At 63.1% G+C, this 19,034-nt stretch carries 20 protein-coding genes; 10 read left to right on the top strand and 10 right to left on the bottom strand.

Features of this window, described 5'->3' with window-relative positions; translation table 11 throughout:
* The first annotated feature begins 96 nt into the window (after positions 1-96).
* Complete coding sequence (locus IB234_RS03645; RefSeq protein ID WP_192314011.1) at positions 97-1,506, top strand: aminoacyl-tRNA deacylase and HDOD domain-containing protein; 1,410 nt, start codon at positions 97-99, stop codon at positions 1,504-1,506.
* Positions 1,507-1,557: 51 nt separating this feature from the next.
* Here the strand turns inward: IB234_RS03645 and IB234_RS03640 are convergent, their stop codons facing one another.
* The 4 genes from IB234_RS03640 to IB234_RS03625 form a co-directional block, all read right to left on the bottom strand.
* On the bottom strand, positions 1,558-2,286 hold the full coding sequence (locus IB234_RS03640; protein ID WP_192314009.1) for a hypothetical protein: 729 nt from the start codon (positions 2,284-2,286) through the stop codon (positions 1,558-1,560).
* Between the two features lie 69 nt (positions 2,287-2,355).
* A complete protein-coding gene (locus tag IB234_RS03635; protein WP_192314006.1) occupies positions 2,356-2,754 on the bottom strand; it encodes a helicase in 399 nt (132 codons plus the stop codon).
* Positions 2,755-2,890: 136 nt separating this feature from the next.
* Positions 2,891-3,163, bottom strand: coding sequence for an HU family DNA-binding protein (locus IB234_RS03630; RefSeq protein ID WP_043307679.1), 273 nt, complete (start codon positions 3,161-3,163; stop codon positions 2,891-2,893).
* A 280-nt stretch (positions 3,164-3,443) separates the two neighbouring features.
* Entirely contained in the window at positions 3,444-3,611 is a 168-nt protein-coding gene (locus tag IB234_RS03625) for a rubredoxin (protein ID WP_192314003.1), read from the bottom strand.
* Positions 3,612-3,763: 152 nt separating this feature from the next.
* Here IB234_RS03625 and IB234_RS03620 point away from each other — a divergent pair, with 152 nt between their 5' ends.
* Together IB234_RS03620 and ubiA are read left to right on the top strand one after the other, a co-directional pair.
* Entirely contained in the window at positions 3,764-4,312 is a 549-nt protein-coding gene (locus IB234_RS03620) for a chorismate--pyruvate lyase family protein (protein WP_192314000.1), read from the top strand.
* Between the two features lie 67 nt (positions 4,313-4,379).
* Positions 4,380-5,273, top strand: a complete 894-nt coding sequence (ubiA, locus tag IB234_RS03615) for a 4-hydroxybenzoate octaprenyltransferase (RefSeq protein ID WP_192313997.1) — start codon at positions 4,380-4,382, stop codon at positions 5,271-5,273.
* On the opposite strand, the gene IB234_RS03610 is transcribed toward ubiA, so the two are convergent.
* Entirely contained in the window at positions 5,270-5,629 is a 360-nt protein-coding gene (locus IB234_RS03610; protein ID WP_192313994.1) for a hypothetical protein, read from the bottom strand. The genes ubiA and IB234_RS03610 overlap by 4 nt on opposite strands.
* Positions 5,626-6,249: a tlde1 domain-containing protein gene (locus tag IB234_RS03605; protein ID WP_192313991.1), complete on the bottom strand. Its 624-nt coding sequence runs from the start codon at positions 6,247-6,249 to the stop codon at positions 5,626-5,628. Before IB234_RS03605 ends, IB234_RS03610 begins: the two co-directional genes overlap by 4 nt.
* Before the next feature lie 233 nt (positions 6,250-6,482).
* Here IB234_RS03605 and phoB point away from each other — a divergent pair, with 233 nt between their 5' ends.
* From phoB to IB234_RS03590, 3 genes are all read left to right on the top strand, one after another.
* Complete coding sequence (gene phoB, locus IB234_RS03600; protein WP_061902709.1) at positions 6,483-7,172, top strand: phosphate regulon transcriptional regulator PhoB; 690 nt, start codon at positions 6,483-6,485, stop codon at positions 7,170-7,172.
* A 21-nt stretch (positions 7,173-7,193) separates the two neighbouring features.
* Positions 7,194-8,498: a phosphate regulon sensor histidine kinase PhoR gene (phoR, locus tag IB234_RS03595; protein WP_192313988.1), complete on the top strand. Its 1,305-nt coding sequence runs from the start codon at positions 7,194-7,196 to the stop codon at positions 8,496-8,498.
* 72 nt (positions 8,499-8,570) lie between these two features.
* Positions 8,571-9,911, top strand: a complete 1,341-nt coding sequence (locus IB234_RS03590; protein WP_192313985.1) for a hemolysin family protein — start codon at positions 8,571-8,573, stop codon at positions 9,909-9,911.
* 54 nt (positions 9,912-9,965) lie between these two features.
* Here IB234_RS03590 and IB234_RS03585 read toward each other — a convergent pair whose 3' ends face one another.
* On the bottom strand, positions 9,966-10,238 hold the full coding sequence (locus IB234_RS03585; protein ID WP_192313982.1) for a hypothetical protein: 273 nt from the start codon (positions 10,236-10,238) through the stop codon (positions 9,966-9,968).
* A 98-nt stretch (positions 10,239-10,336) separates the two neighbouring features.
* Entirely contained in the window at positions 10,337-11,233 is an 897-nt protein-coding gene (locus tag IB234_RS03580; protein WP_192313979.1) for a peptidoglycan DD-metalloendopeptidase family protein, read from the bottom strand.
* A 200-nt stretch (positions 11,234-11,433) separates the two neighbouring features.
* On the opposite strand from IB234_RS03580, the gene IB234_RS03575 reads away from it, so the two are divergent.
* The 4 genes from IB234_RS03575 to IB234_RS03560 all read left to right on the top strand — a co-directional run bounded on the left by IB234_RS03575 (position 11,434) and on the right by IB234_RS03560 (position 17,213).
* Entirely contained in the window at positions 11,434-12,927 is a 1,494-nt protein-coding gene (locus IB234_RS03575; protein WP_192313976.1) for an acetyl-CoA hydrolase/transferase family protein, read from the top strand.
* A 273-nt stretch (positions 12,928-13,200) separates the two neighbouring features.
* Positions 13,201-13,713, top strand: a complete 513-nt coding sequence (locus IB234_RS03570) for a sigma-70 family RNA polymerase sigma factor (RefSeq protein WP_192313973.1) — start codon at positions 13,201-13,203, stop codon at positions 13,711-13,713.
* Positions 13,710-14,678 (top strand): FecR domain-containing protein, encoded by a 969-nt coding sequence (locus IB234_RS03565; RefSeq protein ID WP_192313969.1) that lies wholly within the window; start codon positions 13,710-13,712, stop codon positions 14,676-14,678. The genes IB234_RS03570 and IB234_RS03565 overlap by 4 nt, the downstream gene beginning before the upstream one ends.
* A 123-nt stretch (positions 14,679-14,801) precedes the next feature.
* Complete coding sequence (locus IB234_RS03560; protein ID WP_192313966.1) at positions 14,802-17,213, top strand: TonB-dependent siderophore receptor; 2,412 nt, start codon at positions 14,802-14,804, stop codon at positions 17,211-17,213.
* Positions 17,214-17,240: 27 nt separating this feature from the next.
* On the opposite strand, the gene IB234_RS03555 is transcribed toward IB234_RS03560, so the two are convergent.
* Both IB234_RS03555 and phoU read right to left on the bottom strand, forming a co-directional pair.
* Positions 17,241-18,143, bottom strand: a complete 903-nt coding sequence (locus IB234_RS03555) for a response regulator (protein ID WP_192313963.1) — start codon at positions 18,141-18,143, stop codon at positions 17,241-17,243.
* Between the two features lie 122 nt (positions 18,144-18,265).
* Positions 18,266-18,994 carry a phosphate signaling complex protein PhoU gene (gene phoU / locus IB234_RS03550; protein ID WP_192313959.1) on the bottom strand — a complete coding sequence of 243 codons (729 nt, stop codon included), beginning with the start codon at positions 18,992-18,994 and terminating at the stop codon, positions 18,266-18,268.
* Positions 18,995-19,034: the final 40 nt, after the last annotated feature.

The raw sequence follows: 19,034 nt of genomic DNA, 5'->3' as shown, positions 1-19,034 counted from the left end.
GCACAGACTACCACTGGTCACTTGTCCGGCAACCGAGCGAACCCGGCGAAGCGCTGGTTATACTCCGTTCAGTAGTTCTTCTGCCGGATGCCGTCCATGACTGAAGTTGCCCTCGCCCCCGATGCCACTCCTCGCCCACCGACGGTGATCCTGCAGCTCCTCGAGAAACTCGGCGTTCCTTGTCATATCCGCCCGGACCACCAGGCCCTGCCGGCAGCCAGCCGCGTGCAGGCCGCTCTGCTGGAAGACCCGGTCGGCGCACTGCTGGTGCTGTTCCCGCAGAGCCAGCTACTGGACCTCAATCGTCTGGCCGAGTTGACCGGGCGCAAGCTCACGGCAGTCAAACCCGAGCGCATGGAGCGCATGCTGGCCAAGCACAGCCTCGGCCTACTTCCCGGTCTGCCGCCGCTCACCAGCTCTCCCTGCCTGTACGACGAACGCATGTTGCAGGAGCCGAGTCTGCTGGTGGAATCCGGTCAGGCCGGCGTGCTGCTGGAAATCGATAGTGAGCACTACAAGTCCATCCTGCTGGCCAAGGCCAGCGCCGCCCGCTTCGGCGAACCACTGAGCAGCATTCGTCCGAACCTGAACCGACCAGACGATGACCGCGCGGAGATCACCCAAGCCGTGCAAGCCTTCACCGCACGGCGCATTCAGCAGCGGCTCGAAGAAACCATCGAGATTCCACCGCTGCCGGAAACCGCACAGAAGATCATCAAGCTACGTGTCGACCCAGATGCCACCGTCGACGACATCACCGGCGTGGTCGAAACCGACCCGGCCCTGGCCGCCCAAGTCGTCAGCTGGGCGGCCTCGCCCTACTACGCCGCCCCTGGCAAGATCCGCTCGGTGGAGGACGCCATCGTTCGCGTACTGGGCTTCGACCTGGTCATCAACCTGGCCCTAGGCCTGGCGCTGGGCAAGACCCTCAGCCTGCCCAAGGACCAGCCGCAGCAGGCCACACCCTATTGGCAACAGGCGATCTACACCGCAGCCATCATCGAGGGCCTGACCCGAGCCATGCCACGTGCGCAGCGTCCGGAAGCCGGCCTGACCTATCTCGCCGGCCTCCTGCACAACTTTGGCTACCTGGTGCTGGCGCACGTGTTCCCACCACACTTCTCACTGATCTGCCGGCATTTGGAGGTCAACCCGCACCTCAGCACCGGCTACATCGAGCAGCACCTGCTGGGCATCACCCGCGAGCAGATCGGCGCCTGGCTGATGCGCTTCTGGGACATGCCGGAAGAGCTGGCCACCGCACTGCGCTTCCAGCACGACCCGGACTACGACGGCGCTCACGCGGCCTACCCCAACCTGGTGTGCCTGGCGGTCAATCTGCTGCGCAGCCGTGGCATCGGCAGCGGCCCGCAACACGACTTGCCGGATGCGCTGTTCGAACGACTGGGGATCAGTCGTGACAAGGCCGAAGACGCCCTGAACAAGGTGTTGCAGGCGGAAGTGGCATTGCGGGAACTGGCTTCGCAGTTCAACCATACGCATTGATCACATCGAAATGAGAAAGGGGCCAAAGGCCCCTTTTTGTTACTCCAGCGATTACTTCAGCTTGGCCCGACGTGCAGCGAACACTTCCGGCAGCGCCTTGGCACTGGCCTCCAGCACCGCATGCAATGGCGCCTGCTCGTAGAGCGCGGCGTACTCGCCAAGCTTGTCGCTAGGAGTCTGGCGGTAGGCATAGAGCATGAAGGCTTCCACCCCGCTGGCGCTGGACGCGCGCAGAGGCGGTAACTGGGCAGCGGTCTGCTCGGACAGGGCTTTCTCGTCGAGATCGCCGCCCTGGGCATGCAGGCTCAGCAGGGCCTGGGTCTTACCCACTTCGTAGCGCAGCAGAGTGGCCAGCTCGGTGGTATGGGCGGCCTTGTCCAGCCGACGCACCAGGTCGATTCGCCTGCCCAGCGGCGGGCGCTCCTGTAACTGTTGACGGTAGGCAGTCAGGCCACCGTCTTCGCCCACGGCACGCTCAGCCTCGGTGAATTGCTGGGCCAGTGGACTTTCGAGCAGTTTGAGCGCGGCATCGAGCTGCTCGCTCTTGACCTCGGCGGCCACACGCCTGCCAAGGTCATCGCATAGCGCGACGGCTGCGAATGTCTTGCCGAGGACTTTCTGTTGATCGGCGCTCATACCGCGCTGCAGCAGCGGAGCGGTCTGCTCACACAGGAGCTGTACGCCGGCCAGCTCAAGCACACGCTTGAGGGTGGCATCGGGTGCCGCCTGAGCCGGAAGGGCCAGTGACAGGAGCGAGGCGAGAAAGAGCGACAGACGCATGAACGGACTTCCGTGGAAAAGGCCCAGCCTAGCCAAGTGGCGGCCACCGGGCCAGCGAGGGAAAGCGGCTCAGGCCGCTTTCTTGACCTCGGTCTTCTTTTTCTTCTTCGGCACTACGTGCTTGAGCAAACCCTGGAACCAGATCACCAGCGCCGGGTTGCCCTGGATCTGGATGTCCTTGTTCTGGATGCCCTGCATGAAGGCCAGCTGCTTGTTCTTGGCATTCATGGTGGCAAAACCGTAGACGGCGTCCTTGAAGCCGATGGCAAAGGCAGGCTCGCTTGCCGCACCAGCATGGCTGGTGACGCGTTTGTCCTTGATGCGGTAGTGACGGGCGACCTTGCCGTCGAGGGTATGCAGCTGGAACACCAGCTCCTTGCCCTCCAGCTGCTGCTGGAACTCGGCATTGGTGCGGCTGGCCTTGGCCATCAGGCGGCCCAGCATCCAGAGGAGAAAGCGGAATTTCATGCGCGCGGCCTCGAGGGTGATGAAATCGGCGGCGCATTGTAGCGGATGGCGCGGAACACTACATCCCGTCTGGCGGGTGGTTCGGCGAGAGCGGCGGGATGACCCGGAGCCCCGAAGGCTCCGGGCCGGGACTTACTCAGTTGACGGCGTCTTTCAGGGACTTGCCCGGCTTGAAGGCCACGGTGTTGCTGGCTTTGATCTTGACCGGTGCGCCGGTCTGCGGGTTCTTGCCGGTACGGGCACCACGGTGACGCTGCAGGAAAGTACCGAAGCCCACCAGGGTGACACTGTCCTTGCGGTTCAGCGCGCTGGTGATCTCTTCGAGCACGGCGTTGAGTACGCGGTTGGCCTGGTCTTTGGTCAGATCAGCCTTTTCGGCGATAGCCGCGGCGAGTTCAGGTTTGCGCATAGATGCCTCTTTGACGGTTTGTTGTTGTTGTGTCCGTGCTGTCCGTCCAGAACAGCGCCAAAGGCGCCGCAACGGCTCTGCGCTGCGGCAGACCGGTGGAGAATGGCACGCCATCCGGGACTGCGCCAGTGCTGCCGGGCAGTTTGCCCGGCCTAGAACAGGACGAACCAGACAGAACATCCGCTATTTCAGCCAGAATCTGATCGTTGCTCCGAATTGGTTCGTAGAAATGCAAACGGCGGCCCAAAGGCCGCCGTCACATCATCGCCAAACGCCGCGATCAGCCGATCTCGATCATCTCGAAATCCGCCTTGCCCACACCGCAGTCCGGGCACAGCCAGTCGGCTGGCACGTCTTCCCAGCGGGTACCGGCGGCGATGCCATCGTCGGGCCAACCCAGGCTCTCGTCATAGATCAGGCCACAGACCACACACTGCCACTTCTTCATGCTCTACCTCATCGCGGGTCGTCTCTGCGGACATTGCCCTGGTTAAAAAACAAGCAGGCTTTGTACTGATATGAGAGCTTCGGCGCAAGTGCCAGGGGAAAACGCTCATCGTGTTAAGCTCGCCGCCTTCACAGGTAGCCGAAGCCGTTGTCGTGCCCTCCTCCGCCCTCGCTCACCCGCCGCGCTGGCTCAACGCCGGCCAGTTGCATCCCGCGCCTGCGCCACTACTGCGCGACTGGTTATTCGACCAGGGCTCGCTGACCCGTCGTCTCACCACCCTGAGTGCCGCGCGCTTCTCCGTACGACCGCTGCAGCAGGGTTGGCAGGTACTGCGTGTGGACGAATGCTCCGCGCTGCAGATACCGACGGGCAGCATGGGGTGGGTACGCGAGGTATATCTGCTCGGGGCTGACCAGCCCTGGGTGTTCGCCCGCAGCGTGGCGCCGCGCGCCGCTCTGGAGGGTAGTGGCTTTGATCTGGGCAAGCTTGGCAGCCGCTCTCTCGGCGAGCTGCTGTTCAGCGACCGCGCCTTCATCCGTGGAGAGCTGCAGGCTTGCCGCTATCCTGGCGCCTGGCTGCCGGCCGAAGTACGTGTCGAGCAGCTCTGGGGGCGCCGCTCGTGCTTCCGACGGGACGGCCTCGGCGTGCTGGTGGCGGAGGTGTTCCTGCCAGCGTTCTGGGATCACGCGACCCGGAACTAGACATCGCCCTCGCTTTGGGTCAAGCCACTGCTCGTATAATCGGCGGACCTGGCCCGGAGAACCGTCGATGTACCAATCCTTCCTGCTCGCCCTGAATCGTGTTCATCCGCGCACCTGGGACTTCGTCCAGCTGATGCGCCTGGACAAGCCGATCGGCATTTATCTGCTGCTATGGCCCACTTTGTGGGCACTGTGGGTGGCGAGCCAGGGCGTACCCAGCCTCGGACTTTTGCTGATCTTCGTGCTTGGCACATTCTTCATGCGCGCCGCCGGTTGTGTGATCAACGACTACGCCGACCGCAACATCGACGGTCACGTGGCGCGCACCCGAGCCAGGCCATTGGCTGATGGCCGCGTGACCGAGCGAGAAGCGTTGACGTTGTTCGCCGTGCTGGTGGGCCTGAGCTTCATCCTGGTGCTGTTCACCAACCTGACCACCATCCTGCTGTCGTTCGGCGGCCTGGCCCTCGCAGCCTGTTATCCCTTCATGAAGCGCTACACCTATTACCCACAGGTAGTGCTGGGCGCGGCCTTCTCCTGGGGCATGCCAATGGCCTTCACCGCCGTGACCGGCGAGTTGCCGCCGCCCGAAGCCTGGCTGCTGTACATCGCCAACCTACTGTGGACGGTGGCCTACGACACCTACTACGCCATGACCGATCGCGAGGACGACCTGAAGATCGGCGTGAAATCCACCGCCATCCTGTTCGGCGACGCCGACCGCATCATCATCCTGACCCTGCAGGGCCTGACTCTGCTGTGCCTGGCCATGGCCGGCGCACGCTTCAGCCTGGGAATCTGGTTCCTCTTCGGTCTGTTCGGTGCTGCCGCCTGTTTCGCCTGGGAGTTCTGGAGTACCCGTGATCGCGACCCGCAGAAGTGCTTCGCCGCGTTCCTGCACAACCACTGGGCCGGCCTGGCGATCCTGCTCGGCATCGTCATCGACTATGCGTTGCGCTAGGTACCTCTGACACTCGCTACCCTCTGCCAGAGCAGCCGTCCCAGCCAGGTGGTGCCCAACGGGATCACCCAGCCAATGCCCGCCAGGGGAATCAGCCAGTAGGACTCGGCGGACTTGGGGCCACTCAGCCAGAAGAAGCCGCCATGGGTGTCGACGACGAACAGCACGCTGAATATCACCGCGCTCAGCAGAATCGCACCCAGGTTCGGCGCCCAGTAGGCGGCGAAGACGAAGCCGAACCAGAAGGCAGATAGATCAGCATAGGCAAGGTTATTAGCCGGCCCGAGAAAACGCACAAGCGAATAAACCAAAACTGAAGTGAACGTATAGGCGAGCGAATAGATGAACGGTTTCATACACGCACCTCCATCACGATGCGTTCCTTACTGTTCCGAATTAACTCTATAAGCCTCTGAACAGCCTCATCCCCAGACAAGCCCCCTCCTACATCAATACAGCCCGCCGACCCAGGCCAGCTGCCTCCATGCAGGAAGAAGCCTGTCCGCCCATAAGTGATTGTCTGTGGTGCTGGATGAAGAGGGACTCGAAAAGACCCCCAATCAGCACGCCGACGCAACAACCTATAGGTACTCCCCAGCAACCCGGGAGCACTCAGCTCTTCGGAATAAATAAAATAGATCCCAACAGGTATAGGCCCTGTACTTTCCATCATCTGACATAAAAGCTCTGCTTTATTCATGCATGACTCTGGGCGCCCGCTGGTAGCGGACATGGCTCCTTTAAACTCAGGAGAGTCAATAATGAAAATGCCCTTTGATATTTCAAAAGAGAACGAAGTCAATGACTTCGGGGCAGAAACAAAAGGCGCAACGGCTTCTTGATCCAATGGATTGAACGCAACACCCATGTCTTCTATGCCAAGCGGGCCTGGCCGATTCAACCCAAACTCCCTGTAGTTCTTCCGGTCGCCAAAATCCTCGATCCCCGCCGGCCCCGGCACTCTATACCCTGTCATATAACGTCCTTGTTCAAATCCGTTCTTAATGCACCCCGAGATACATTGCACCCAGATTACCCATCACCCTCTGACAAAAATGCTGAGCAACGCCTGTTTTGGGAGATTACTTCGCAAGGAGTTACGCCTTGCATGTGCAAGAGGGACATCATGAGAGCCCTCACACTTGTCACATCTCTGCAATATTTCTGTTATCTAATGCGGCGCAAGACAGACGACCCGAGGCTCGACCCATGGTTGGCAAGAACATCCTGATCGTTGACGACGAAGCACCCATCCGCGAGATGATCGCCGTGGCCCTGGAAATGGCCGGCTACGATTGTCTGGAGGCGGAGAACACCCAGCAGGCGCATGCGCTGATCGTCGACCGCAAGCCGGACCTGATCCTCCTCGACTGGATGCTCCCCGGCACCAGCGGTATCGAGCTGGCGCGCCGGCTCAAGCGCGACGAACTGACCGACGACATCCCGATCATCATGCTCACCGCCAAGGGTGAAGAGGACAACAAGATCCAGGGCCTGGAAGTCGGCGCCGACGACTACATCACCAAGCCCTTCTCGCCGCGAGAGCTGGTGGCCCGCCTCAAGGCCGTGCTGCGCCGCACTGCGCCGAGCGATGGAGAAGCTCCGATCGAAGTCGGCGGCCTGCTGCTCGACCCGATCAGCCACCGCGTCACCATCGATGGCAAACCGGCCGAGATGGGTCCCACCGAATACCGTCTGCTGCAGTTCTTCATGACCCACCAGGAGCGCGCCTACACCCGTGGCCAACTGCTCGATCAGGTGTGGGGCGGCAACGTGTATGTCGAGGAGCGTACCGTGGACGTGCATATACGCCGCCTGCGCAAGGCGCTCGGCGAGGCCTACGAGAACCTGGTGCAGACGGTGCGCGGCACCGGGTATCGTTTCTCCACCAAGAGCTGATCCGATCAAGGACGCGTTCCGTTGAACCAGAACTGGCACGGCGCCATCAGTCGCCACCTGCTGTTGCTACTGATCGCCTGTGGCCTGCTCGGCCTGATCACTGGTGAATACGCCTGGGCCCTGGCTATCGGTCTCGGCGGCTATCTGCTGTGGCACCTGAAACAGCTGCTGCGGCTGCACAAGTGGTTGCGCGAGCGCAAACCCGACGAGGCACCGCCCGAGGGCTACGGTCTGTGGGGGGAGGTTTTCGACAACATCTACCACCTGCAACGTCGCGACCAGCGCGTGCGTGGCCGTCTGCAGGCGGTGATAGATCGTGTGCAGGAATCCACCGCAGCCCTGCGCGACGCGGTGATCATGCTCGACGCCGAAGGCAACCTGGAGTGGTGGAACCGTGCCGCCGAGCAGCTATTGGGCCTGAAGACTCCGCAGGACAGCGGCCAGTCGATCACCAACCTGGTGCGCCATCCGCAGTTCAAGGAGTACTTCGACGCCGGCCAGTACCAGGAAGCCCTGGAGCTGCCCTCGCCGGTCAATGATCGTCAGCGCCTGCAACTGCAGATCACCCAGTACGGAAACCGTGAACACCTGATGCTAGTGCGTGACGTCACCCGCCTCCACCAACTGGAGCAGATGCGCAAGGACTTCGTGGCCAACGTCTCCCATGAGCTGCGCACCCCGTTGACGGTGATCGCCGGCTACCTGGAAACCCTGTTGGACAACGTCGAGGACGTGAACCCACGCTGGCTGCGGGCTCTGCAGCAGATGCAGCAGCAGGGGTCACGCATGCAGAACCTGCTCAACGACCTGCTCCTGTTGGCCAAGCTGGAAGCCACAGACTATCCCTCGGACAACAATCCAGTAGCCGTCGACCTCCTGCTGCTGAGCATCCGCAACGATGCACAGGCCCTGTCCGGCCCACGTAACCATCGCATCAGCCTGGAGGCGGACAACCAGATTCGTCTCAAGGGCAGCGAGGCAGAGCTGCGCAGCGCCTTCTCCAACCTGGTGTTCAACGCGGTGAAATACAGCCCCGAAGAGAGCGATATCCGCATCCGCTGGTGGGGCGACGAGCAAGGCGCGCACTTCAGCGTGGCCGACAGCGGCATCGGCATCGAGGCCAAGCACCTGCCGCGCCTGACAGAACGCTTCTATCGGGTCGACTCCAGCCGAGCCTCCAACACGGGCGGTACGGGCCTCGGCCTGGCTATCGTCAAGCATGTGCTGTTGCGCCACCGCGCGCGCCTGGATATCACCAGCCTGATCGGCAAGGGCAGCACCTTCACCTGTCACTTCCCAGCCCAGCAAGTCAGCCGGCGCGGCTGACGCTGCGCGACGGCTTGCATTCGCCGGCCTCTGCCGCCAACCTGTAGCGATCTTTCGCCAGCCCCGACCACCATGGACCCTTCCTCTAGTCTCTCCACCTCCGCGCTTTTCGCCGATATCGGCCTCGTTCTGTTCGCCCTCTTCCTCGTTCTGCTCAACGGCTTTTTCGTGGCCGCCGAGTTCGCCATGGTCAAGCTCCGTGCGACCAAGGTCGAAGCCATCGCCGAGCAACACGGCTGGCGCGGGCACATCCTGCGCACCGTGCACAACCAGCTGGACGCCTACCTCTCCGCCTGCCAGCTGGGCATCACCCTGGCCTCCCTCGGCCTCGGCTGGGTAGGCGAACCGGCCTTCGCCGAACTGCTCACTCCGCTGCTGGCCATGATCGGCATCGAGTCGGAGAAGCTGATCCACGGTATCGCCTTCTTCTTCGCCTTCTTCATCATTTCCTACCTGCACATCGTGGTTGGCGAGCTGGCGCCCAAGTCCTGGGCCATCCGCAAACCCGAGCTGCTGTCGCTGTGGACGGCTGCACCGCTGTACACCTTCTACTGGCTGATGTACCCGGCCATCTACCTGCTCAACGCCAGCGCCAACGCCATCCTACGCATTGCCGGCCAGGGCGAGCCGGGGCCGCATCACGAGCACCACTACAGCCGCGATGAGCTGAAGCTGATCCTCCACTCCAGCCGCGCCCGCGACCCCAGTGACCAGGACATGCGCGTGCTGGCCTCGGCCGTGGAAATGGGCGAGCTGGAAGTGGTGGACTGGGCCAACTCGCGCGAGGACCTGGTGTACATCGACGCCAATGCCAAGCTCGACGAGATGTTCAACCTGTTCCGCCGGCACAAATTCAGCCGCTACCCGGTCTACGAGGAAGCCACCAACGGCTTCGTCGGCGTGCTGCACATCAAGGACCTGCTACTGCAGCTGTCCCTGCTGGAAATGCTACCGTCCAAGTTCAACGTGGCCGAGCTGATGCGCCCGATCGAGCGGGTCAGCAAACACATGCCACTGTCCTCGCTACTGGAACAGTTCCGCCAGGGTGGCGCGCACTTCGCCCTGGTCGAAGAGGCGGACGGCAAGGTGGTCGGCTTCCTGACGATGGAGGACGTGCTGGAGGTGCTGGTCGGTGATATTCAGGACGAGCACCACAAGGCCGAGCGCGGCATCCTCGCCTACCAGCCAGGCAAGCTGCTGGTGCGCGGTGACACCCCTCTGTTCAAGATCGAGCGACTGCTCGGCGTCGACCTCGATCACATCGAGGCGGAGACCCTGGCCGGCCTGGTTTACGAAAGCCTCAACCGCGTCCCCACCGAGAACGAGGTGCTGGAGACCGAGGGCCTGCACGTGATCATCAAAAAGATGAAAGGCCCGAAGATCGTCCTGGCCAAGGTTCTCAAGCTGGACTGACACATCCGCCTGTAAACGACGCCGCAGCTATCTACGGCGTCGTGCTTTCTGGCGCTAGGCTGCCTGGGGCTGGTGAGTACCGGCAAGACTCAAACCGTGATCCAGATGCTGGTCCACCAGCCATTTGCCGTGGGCAAGGGAAGCACGCTGGGCGCTCTCCAAATCGGCGAGGAAGGCGTACTGCATCGGCAGAGGTATGCGCTTGCTGGCCTGGCCGTCCGGCAGGGTGATCTGACAGCCCGCCGCCCAGGGCGTGGGGATGCCCGGGTGCTCCATGACGGCGGCGCTGATGGCGTGGTCGCGATAGGTGCAGTGAAGATTTTTCATGGTTCTGGCCTCGCATGACGGAAAGGCTGCTCCATCACCATAAGACCAGATCAGCACGTGTTGCCGCCGGACCGACGGCCGGCGCACATGCGCAACGGCTATTCGCCGCCCACCGCGAAGTTGGGCAGGCTGTTCACCGGCTGGGCAAAATCGAACGGGATGGACTCCAGCGCCAAACCGATATTGCGCTGCACCACGAAGTGCAGGTGCGGGCCGGTGCTGTTGCCTGTGTTGCCGGAGCGGGCAATCAGGCTGCCTGCCTCGACCCACTGGCCCTCGCTGACGCCCACGGACCCGCGCATCAGGTGCAGGTAGACGCCCATCGTCCCGTCATCATGCAGGATGCGCACGTAATTGCCGGAAGGATTGTTGCCCCGCCCGCTCTGCTGGTTCTCGGTCTTCACCACGGTGCCGCTGCGTGCCGCGACGATCGGCGTGCCCTCTGGCATCGCAATATCCATGGCGTAGCGGCCCTTGGGCGTGAAGTGGCTGTACTTGCCGTTGGCTCCCTGGGTCAGACGGAATGGGCCACCACGCCAGGGCAGCGGATAGTTGTACAGCAACGGAAGCTGCCGCGGGTCACCCATGGCATAGCGCAATTTCGGCCTGTAGCTCATTGGCTTGTCCGCTTCGCGCGGCGCCAGGGTGGCCAGGCGTATCTGGCTGCGCGGCGGCAGCACCCAGCGAATCGGCTCATCTGGCGCACCGACGGCGTTGACCACCTTATCCAGGCGCAACTCGACCTCGACCGGCGCATACAGGTCGTTGCGCACCTGCAGGGTCTCGCCGCCGTCGTGCTTCTTGGTCTCCAGCTTCACCTGGCTGTCCAGCTTCTCGACCATGCGATCACGGAACACCAGCACCTGAGCGCCGGGTATGGCCTTGTCGCTGTAGGTCACGGTGCCGTGCTTGTCGACATACTTGTAGATGGTCAGCGCATTGGCCTGACCGGCGAGCAACAGCAATGCGCCGAAAACGAATGAACGCCCTAGCATATCTTCGAATTTGTCGTTGAATTCCCGAGAGCCGCAAGACTAGCAGCGTGCCGGGGGCCATGCGAGCACCCAAATCCCGCCTTGCGAGAAAATCGACACCCTCCGACGAAAGGCGCTCAATCCGACCTTGGTCGAACTGGCATGGCCAGACCCAGCCCCTAGACTCCGCCGCTGTTCTTTTCCGCCATCGAGTAAACCCCATGTATTCTGATCGCGTGCGCCTGCCTGCCCTGCTGGACAAGCTGATGAGCGCCACCGAAGCCGCCGCCCTGATCGAGGACGGCATGACCGTTGGCATGAGCGGCTTCACCCGCGCCGGCGAAGCGAAAGCCGTACCGCGCGCGCTGGCCGAGCGGGCCAAGGCCCAGCCACTGCAGATCAGCCTGATGACCGGCGCCAGCCTGGGCAACGACCTCGACAAGCAGCTCACCGAAGCAGGCGTGCTGGCCCGGCGCATGCCGTTCCAGGTCGACTCGACCCTGCGCAAGGCGATCAACGACGGCAGCGTGATGTTCATCGATCAGCATCTGTCCGACACCGTCGAGCAGATCCGCAACCTGCAGCTGAAGAAGCCAGATATCGCGGTGATCGAGGCGGTGGCCATTACCGAGGAAGGCCACATCGTGCCGACCACCTCCGTGGGCAACTCGGCCAGCTTCGCGATCTTCGCCGAGCGGGTGATCGTCGAGATCAACCTGGCGCACAACCCGAATCTGGAAGGCCTGCACGACATCTATATCCCGACCTACCGGCCGACCCGCACGCCGATCCCGCTGGTACGAGCCGACCAACGCATCGGCAGCGGCGCCATCCCGATTCCGCCGGAGAAGATCGTCGCCATCGTCATCACCGATCAGGCCGACTCGTACTCCACGGTCACCGCGCCGGACGCCGACACCCAGGCCATCGCCGACCACCTGATCGCCTTCTTCGAGAATGAGGTTGATGCCGGTCGCCTGCCGCAGAACCTGGGTCCGTTGCAGGCCGGCATCGGTAGCATCGCCAATGCGGTGATGTGCGGCCTGCTGGAATCGCCATTCGAAGACCTGGAGATGTACTCCGAGGTACTGCAGGACTCCACTTTCGAGCTGATCGACGCCGGCAAGATGCGCTTCGCCTCCGGCTGCTCGATCACTCTTTCGGCGCGCTGCAACGAGCGCGTATTCGGCAATCTGGAGCGCTACAAGGACAAGCTGGTGCTGCGTCCGCAGGAAATCTCCAACCACCCGGAGATCGTCCGCCGCCTGGGTATCATCGGCATCAACACCGCACTGGAGTTCGACTTGTACGGCAACGTCAACTCCACCCACGTCGGCGGCACGAAGATGATGAACGGTATCGGCGGCTCGGGCGATTTCGCCCGCAACGCGCACCTGGCGATCTTCGTCACCAAATCGATCGCCAAGGGCGGCGCCATCTCCAGCGTGGTGCCGATGGTCAGCCACGTCGACCATAGCGAGCATGACGTCGACATCCTGGTCACCGAGATCGGCCTGGCCGACCTGCGTGGCCTGGCGCCACGTGAACGCGCTCGGGCGATCATCGAAAACTGCGTACACCCGGACTTCCGTGGCCCGCTCAAGGACTATTTCGAGCGTGCCTGCGCCAAGGGCGGGCACACCCCGCACCTGCTGCGCGAAGCTCTGGAGTGGCACATCAACCTGGAAGAAACGGGCCGCATGCTGGCCAGCTGAATTCGGGCCTGAGGCTCGGATACCCGAAGCCGCCTCTGCCACGATCGGAGGCGGCTTTTCTCGTCATGTCGAATCTCTCCGACTGCCTATCAGGGTGGCGCTCTTCCCCCTGTGCTCTTCTTGCGGACACCTCACTCCGATGCGGCCCTCGCTGGTCGTTTCTGATGCCCGCTCTCGATCACGCCCTTGCAAGCCCTTTGCCGTCGGCACCGGCTTCGGTTGATAATGCGAAAACTTATCATTTGCGCGCAACCGTTCCTGCAAGGATCAAGCATGTCCGGCTCACCCTCCGCATCCGTTATCACGCAGCTGTATACCGACCACCACGGCTGGCTGCAGAGCTGGCTGCGCTCAAGGTTGAACAACTCCGCCGATGCGGCGGACCTGGCGCAGGATACTTTCGTCCGCCTGCTGCAACGGCGTGGCGATGTAGCTCCCAGCGAGCCGCGCGCCTACTTGCGCACGGTGGCCCGAGGCCTGGTTATCGATCTATGGCGACGCCGGGACGTCGAGCGGGCCTGGCTGGAAACGGTGGCCCATATTCCGGAGCACGAGGCGCCCTCTCCAGAAACCAGCCTGCTGGTCGTGGAATCTCTTATCGCCATCGACCGCATGCTCGACGAGCTGAAGCCCAAGGTTCGGCAGGCCTTTCTGCTGGCTCAGCTGGACGGCATGACCTGCCCCAGGATCGCAGAGCGCCTGGGCGTTTCGCTGTCTACCGTCGAGCGCTACATCGCCAGCGCCCTGCGTCATTGCTACCGCCTGGTCTACGAGACCCCGACATGAGCGAAACGCCCCCACCGCCGCTGCGGGACGCCGTGATCGACCAGGCCATCGACTGGTCGATAAGGCTCGGTTACAACCAGCCAGGGGAAGAAGCATACAAGGCGTTCTCTTCCTGGCTCGCGGATGCCGATGAGCATCGCGTGGCCTGGGAGCGAATCCAGAGCCTTGGCGGCCGCTTCGCCGGCCTGCCATCGAAGCTCGCCATGCAGACCTTGGAGAGGCTCCCAGACGCACGACTGAAGCGCCGGCAGATCATCAAGCTCCTGGCTCTCTTCGGCGCAGTCGGAACCTGTACCTGGGGTACCGCCGAGGTTACGCCGTGGCAACGTCTCGTTGCCGACCGGAGTACCCGCACTGGAGAGCGACGCAGGTGGACGCTGGCCGACGGCAGCGTGCTCGACCTGAATACCGACAGCGCCGTCTCCCTGCGCTTCGACGATACCCAACGCCTGGTGCAGCTCCTGCGCGGAGAGTTGCATCTGATCAGTGGAGCCGATGCCGGTAGCCAGGTACCCCGGCCACTGCGCGTGGAAACCCCCTTCGCTCTGCTCGAAGCGCTGGACGCTCGATTCAGTGTCCGCCTGAAGGAGCATGTCTGCCGCCTCGATGTCACGGAGGGGGCAGTTCGCGTGCAGCCTCAGACAGGCCCTGGCGAAATGGCCCGACCAGGAGAGGTGTGGCTCCTTTCCGCCGGAGGCGCAACACAGAGCGCAGGAGGGTCACAGGATATCGCCGCCTGGCGCGAGGGCCTGCTGGTCGCTCGCGACATGCCGCTGTCTCGCGTGCTGGATGAACTGGGACGCCACAGGCACGGCCATCTCGGCTGCGACCCGCAGATTGCCAACCGCCCCATCAGCGGCAACTTCAGCCTGGCGGACACGGATACCACCCTGGTCTTCCTCGCCGAAGCCCATGGGCTGAGATTGCATCATCTGACGCGCTACTGGGTTCGACTCTCTACCTGAGCGCCCCTGCAGCATCGGCTCCTCAGGGAGGGAAAGAAATTACCGTTCTCGTTGAGGGGATTGGCACGCTGGCCCGGCATACAGGCCAGAACACTCCAGAAACCTGCCAACGGAACTCTCTCTGTGACCATCCGCCCCTCCCAGCGCACGCCGCTTCGCGTCGCCGTCCGCCATGCCATCCTCTGCCTGGGCCTCGGCCTGTCACCGATTGCCGTCACCCAGGCCAGCGAACAGGCCAATGCCAGCGTAGCTCGACACTTCGACATCCCGGCCGGCCCGCTGGATGGTTCATTGACCCGCCTGAGCCAGGAAACGGGCCTGAACGTCGCCTTCGAGCACTCCGACCTGGCCGGCAAACGCAATCCAGCCGTACAGGGTGACTTCACCGCGGAAGAGGCTCTGCTTCGTTTGCTGATCGGCACCGGGCTTCAGGCTCTGCCGCTGCACAATGGCGGCTATCGGCTGTCCCCCTCCGTCGACGCTTCCGGGGCCCTGCAACTGGGCGCAACCAGCATCAGCGGCAGCTCTCTGGGGCAAGCCACCGAAGGCACCGGCTCCTACACCAGCGGATCGATGTCGACCGCCACGCGGCTGAATCTCTCGCCGAGGGAAACACCTCAGACGGTCACCGTGGTGACTCGGCAGCAGATGGATGACTTTGGCCTGACCAGCATGGTGGATGTGTTGGAGAGCACCAGCGGGGTGTATGTCCAGAAGTCAGGCGGCAATGGCAACACCGCCTACAGCCGCGGCTTCGCCATGCAGACCCAGTTCGAAGGCGTTCCCAACCCCTGGGGGATCGGCGAATCCAACCGTGGCCCCTCGCCGGACAGCGCCTTTCTTGATCGTGTCGAGATTCTCCAGGGGGCCTCCGGCCTGCTCAGTGGCGCCGGTGAGCCCGGCGGGACGGTGAACATGGTACGCAAGCTGCCGACGACCGAAGCGCAGGGCTCGGTCGAAATCGGCGGCGGCTCATGGGACAGGATGCGACTGGTAGGTGATGTGTCCGGCCCGCTGGTGGATTCCGCCGTGCTGCGCGGACGTGCGGTGGCCGTCTGGCAAGACGGCAACTCCTTCATCGACCATGGCGAGGACCAGCGTCAGGCGTTCTATGGTGTGCTGGCGGCCGACTTGGGCGAAGCCACCACGCTGACTGGCAGCGTCCAGTACCAGAAGAATCGGACCGTCGAGGCGCTGGGGATACCGACCGCAGCAGACGGTAGCGATCTCGGGCTCAGTCGCTCCAGCTTCTTTGGCGCGGACTGGGGGCGAATCAAGCGAGAGAGCCTGCTTTACAGCCTGCGCCTGGAGCATCAGTTGGCCGCCGGCTGGGCACTGCGCGCCGCCTACGATCACAGCGAGACGGATACCGACGATCGGGGCAGTTATCTCTATGGCAAACTGAACCGCGTCACGGGCGATGGCCTCAGCCTCAACTGGAACCTCCTGGAACGGCATTTCGCCTCCGACTCGCTCGATGTACATGCCACCGGGCCGTTCGAATTTGCCGGGCGTGACCACGAGCTGGTTCTGGGGGCCAGCGGCATCGAGCAAAAGGACAGGAATCGCGCCGTATACGGTGGCGAGCCGATCAACCTGTACGACTACCGGCCCTCGTCCATCGCCAAACCCGGAGACCCCATGCCAGCCTGGCCGGGCTTCAACGAGACAAGCCAGCACGGCCTGTATTCTGCCGTGCGCCTGAGCCTGGCCGACCCACTCAAGCTCATCCTCGGCACCCGGGTCAGCGACTTCAACTATGAAACTGCCGAGGGAGCCACGGAGCAGCAGGAGAGCGGTGTGGTATCCCCGTATGCCGGCCTGGTCTACGAGCTCAATGATTGGTCCTCCGCCTACGCGAGCTATTCCGATATTTTCAAACCGCAGAGCCAGCGGCAGACCAGTGGCTCGACGGTCGACCCCGTAGTGGGGAGCAACTACGAGCTGGGTATCAAGGGCGAGTTCTACGACGGGCGTCTGAATGCGGCTGCGGCCATCTTCCGTCTGGAGCAGGAAAACCTCGCCAAGCGCGATGACAGCGTCCCCTACAACGCCAACAATGCCTGCGCCGGCTGGTGCTACACCGCTTCCGGCCTGGTGATCAGCCAGGGGCTGGATCTGAGCCTGAACGGCGAGGTACTACCCGGCTGGCAACTGGCAGCCGGCTATACCTATGTGAAGAGCCGGTACGGCAAGGGCGAGCAGACCGGGGACCCGTACATGACCGAGTTGCCGGACCACGTCCTGCGCGCCTCCAGCAGCTACCGGCTTCCCGAGAGCAATTGGACCATCGGCGGCGATGTGCGGGCGCAGAGCGACATCCATATCGATGGCAACGGCTACCGGGTATCCCAGGGCGGACTCGCCATCGTCGGACTGATGGCCAACTATCGACTGAGCGAGCATTCGGATGTGGGTTTCACACTGCGCAATCTGTTCGACAGGAAGTACTTCCAGTCGGTAGGCGGACCCTGGTGGGGCACGCTCTACGGCGAGCCGCGCAACTTCATGGTGACCTGGCGCCAATCCATCTGAGCCACGTCGATAGCGGGCAGCCTGGCCTCAGGCGCCCGGCACGAAGTGCTTCTGTGCAGAACCACGAGCGATCAGGCGCGACAGGTAGTCGAGCTTCTGCGGGTCGCGGTCGACGAACCTGAAGGTGAGCTGCAGCCACTCGCTGTCCGGCTTCGGCTCCAGCGCCGCCACCGAATGCAGGTAGCCGTTGAGACGTGCGGTCTCGGCCGCCTCGCCCTGCTCCAGATCGAGCACCGCGCTTTCCAGCACCTGCGGCAGCAGCTCGGCGCGTTTGACCACCAACAGCGCCTCCTTGAGGCTCAGCGCCTTGATCACGCAGGCCATGCTGCCACCGGGCAGGCGCAGTTGGCCCTGGCCACGACCACCACTGTTGACCGAGGGCTTGCTCGCGCCAGCCGCCGGAGTGGGCGCGGCCTTGGGGGCGGCAGCCGGCTTGGCAGGTTGCACCACCTCGGCCTTGCCACCGGTCAGGGCCGCCAGAGAGTCATTGGCGAATGCTCCCGTGCTGAGCATCTTCGGCGGCGCCGAGGCGGCCAGGGCCTGCAACTTGCCGGCACGGTGCAGGGCCTTCTTGACCTTGGTCACCAGCTGTTCGTTGGAGAAGGGTTTGCCGATGAAGTCAGAGACGCCGGCCTGGATGGCCTGAACCACGTTTTCCTTGTCACCGCGGCTAGTGACCATGATGAAGGGCGTGGTCTTCAGATTGTCCTGTTCGCGACACCAGGCGAGCAATTCGAGGCCAGAAAGCTCCGGCATTTCCCAGTCGCAGAGAATCAGGTCGACGGGATGACGGCCGAGCAGCTGCTGGGCCTTGCGGCCGTTGATCGCTTCCTCGATATGGACGCCGGGGAAGTGGTCGCGCAGTCCCTTCTTCACCAGATCTCGAATAAAGGTGGCGTCGTCCACCACCAGCACACTGACTTTGCTCATCGACCACTCCCGACAACGATGTCGACAAGCATAGCTGTGGATAGTGGCCCAAGGCCAACGTGTCGCACCCGGTGATCGGGCTGACGGCTCGGAGATTGCTTCACGAGCCGCCCGACGCGAAGTTACTCGCTCTTGCCGCCCTGCACTTCTTCCTGCATGCGGGCCAGGCCCATGTGCCGCACGTCGGTACCGCGAACCAGGTAGATCACCAGCTCGGCGATGTTGCGCGCGTGGTCGCCGATGCGCTCCAGCGAACGCAGCACCCAGATGATCGACAGCACGCGACTGATGGCTCGCGGGTCTTCCATCATGTAGGTGACCAGTTCGCGCAGGGCGGTCTTGTACTCGCGGTCAACGGTCTTGTCGTACTGCGCCACGGACAGGGCCAGATCGGCGTCGAAGCGGGCGAAGGCGTCCAGCGCCTCCTGCACCATGCGGCGAACCTGATCGCCGATGTGGCGTACTTCGACATAACCGCGCGGGGCCTCGCCGCTCTCGCACAGCTCGATGGCGCGCTTGGCGATTTTCGACGCCTCGTCACCGATACGTTCGAGGTCGATCACCGACTTGGATACGCTGATGATCAGACGCAGATCGGACGCGGCCGGCTGGCGGCGGGCGAGGATGCGCAGGCACTCCTCGTCGATGTTGGTCTCCATCTGGTTGATCTGGTCATCGATCTCGCGCACCTGCTGGGCCAGGCCGGAGTCGGCCTCGATCAGCGCGGTGACCGCGTCGTTGACCTGCTTCTCGACCAGGCCGCCCATCGCCAGGAGGTGACTGCGCACTTCCTCCAGTTCGGCGTTGAACTGCTGAGAGATGTGATGGGTGAGGCTGTCTTTGTTGATCATGGTCGAGCCCTTGCGAATCTTGATGGAGTTCTTATCGGAG

Origin of the sequence: Pseudomonas sp. PDM16 (assembly GCF_014851865.1) — a bacterium.
Lineage (GTDB): Bacteria > Pseudomonadota > Gammaproteobacteria > Pseudomonadales > Pseudomonadaceae > Aquipseudomonas.
Note: the sequence above shows the minus strand (reverse complement) of the source record. Positions and strands in the feature narration are given on the sequence as shown.

Bases quoted from the DNA above. Each gene is read 5' to 3' on its own strand.
- IB234_RS03645 (WP_192314011.1), top strand. From the start codon at position 97: ATGACTGAAGTTGCCCTCGCCCCCGATGCCACTCCTCGCCCACCGACG.
- IB234_RS03640 (WP_192314009.1), bottom strand. From the start codon at position 2,286: ATGCGTCTGTCGCTCTTTCTCGCCTCGCTCCTGTCACTGGCCCTTCCG.
- IB234_RS03635 (WP_192314006.1), bottom strand. From the start codon at position 2,754: ATGAAATTCCGCTTTCTCCTCTGGATGCTGGGCCGCCTGATGGCCAAG.
- IB234_RS03630 (WP_043307679.1), bottom strand. From the start codon at position 3,163: ATGCGCAAACCTGAACTCGCCGCGGCTATCGCCGAAAAGGCTGATCTG.
- IB234_RS03625 (WP_192314003.1), bottom strand. From the start codon at position 3,611: ATGAAGAAGTGGCAGTGTGTGGTCTGTGGCCTGATCTATGACGAGAGC.
- ubiA (WP_192313997.1), top strand. From the start codon at position 4,380: ATGTACCAATCCTTCCTGCTCGCCCTGAATCGTGTTCATCCGCGCACC.
- IB234_RS03610 (WP_192313994.1), bottom strand. From the start codon at position 5,629: ATGAAACCGTTCATCTATTCGCTCGCCTATACGTTCACTTCAGTTTTG.
- IB234_RS03605 (WP_192313991.1), bottom strand. From the start codon at position 6,249: ATGACAGGGTATAGAGTGCCGGGGCCGGCGGGGATCGAGGATTTTGGC.
- phoB (WP_061902709.1), top strand. From the start codon at position 6,483: ATGGTTGGCAAGAACATCCTGATCGTTGACGACGAAGCACCCATCCGC.
- IB234_RS03590 (WP_192313985.1), top strand. From the start codon at position 8,571: ATGGACCCTTCCTCTAGTCTCTCCACCTCCGCGCTTTTCGCCGATATC.
- IB234_RS03585 (WP_192313982.1), bottom strand. From the start codon at position 10,238: ATGAAAAATCTTCACTGCACCTATCGCGACCACGCCATCAGCGCCGCC.
- IB234_RS03580 (WP_192313979.1), bottom strand. From the start codon at position 11,233: ATGCTAGGGCGTTCATTCGTTTTCGGCGCATTGCTGTTGCTCGCCGGT.
- IB234_RS03575 (WP_192313976.1), top strand. From the start codon at position 11,434: ATGTATTCTGATCGCGTGCGCCTGCCTGCCCTGCTGGACAAGCTGATG.
- IB234_RS03570 (WP_192313973.1), top strand. From the start codon at position 13,201: ATGTCCGGCTCACCCTCCGCATCCGTTATCACGCAGCTGTATACCGAC.
- IB234_RS03565 (WP_192313969.1), top strand. From the start codon at position 13,710: ATGAGCGAAACGCCCCCACCGCCGCTGCGGGACGCCGTGATCGACCAG.
- IB234_RS03555 (WP_192313963.1), bottom strand. From the start codon at position 18,143: ATGAGCAAAGTCAGTGTGCTGGTGGTGGACGACGCCACCTTTATTCGA.
- phoU (WP_192313959.1), bottom strand. From the start codon at position 18,994: ATGATCAACAAAGACAGCCTCACCCATCACATCTCTCAGCAGTTCAAC.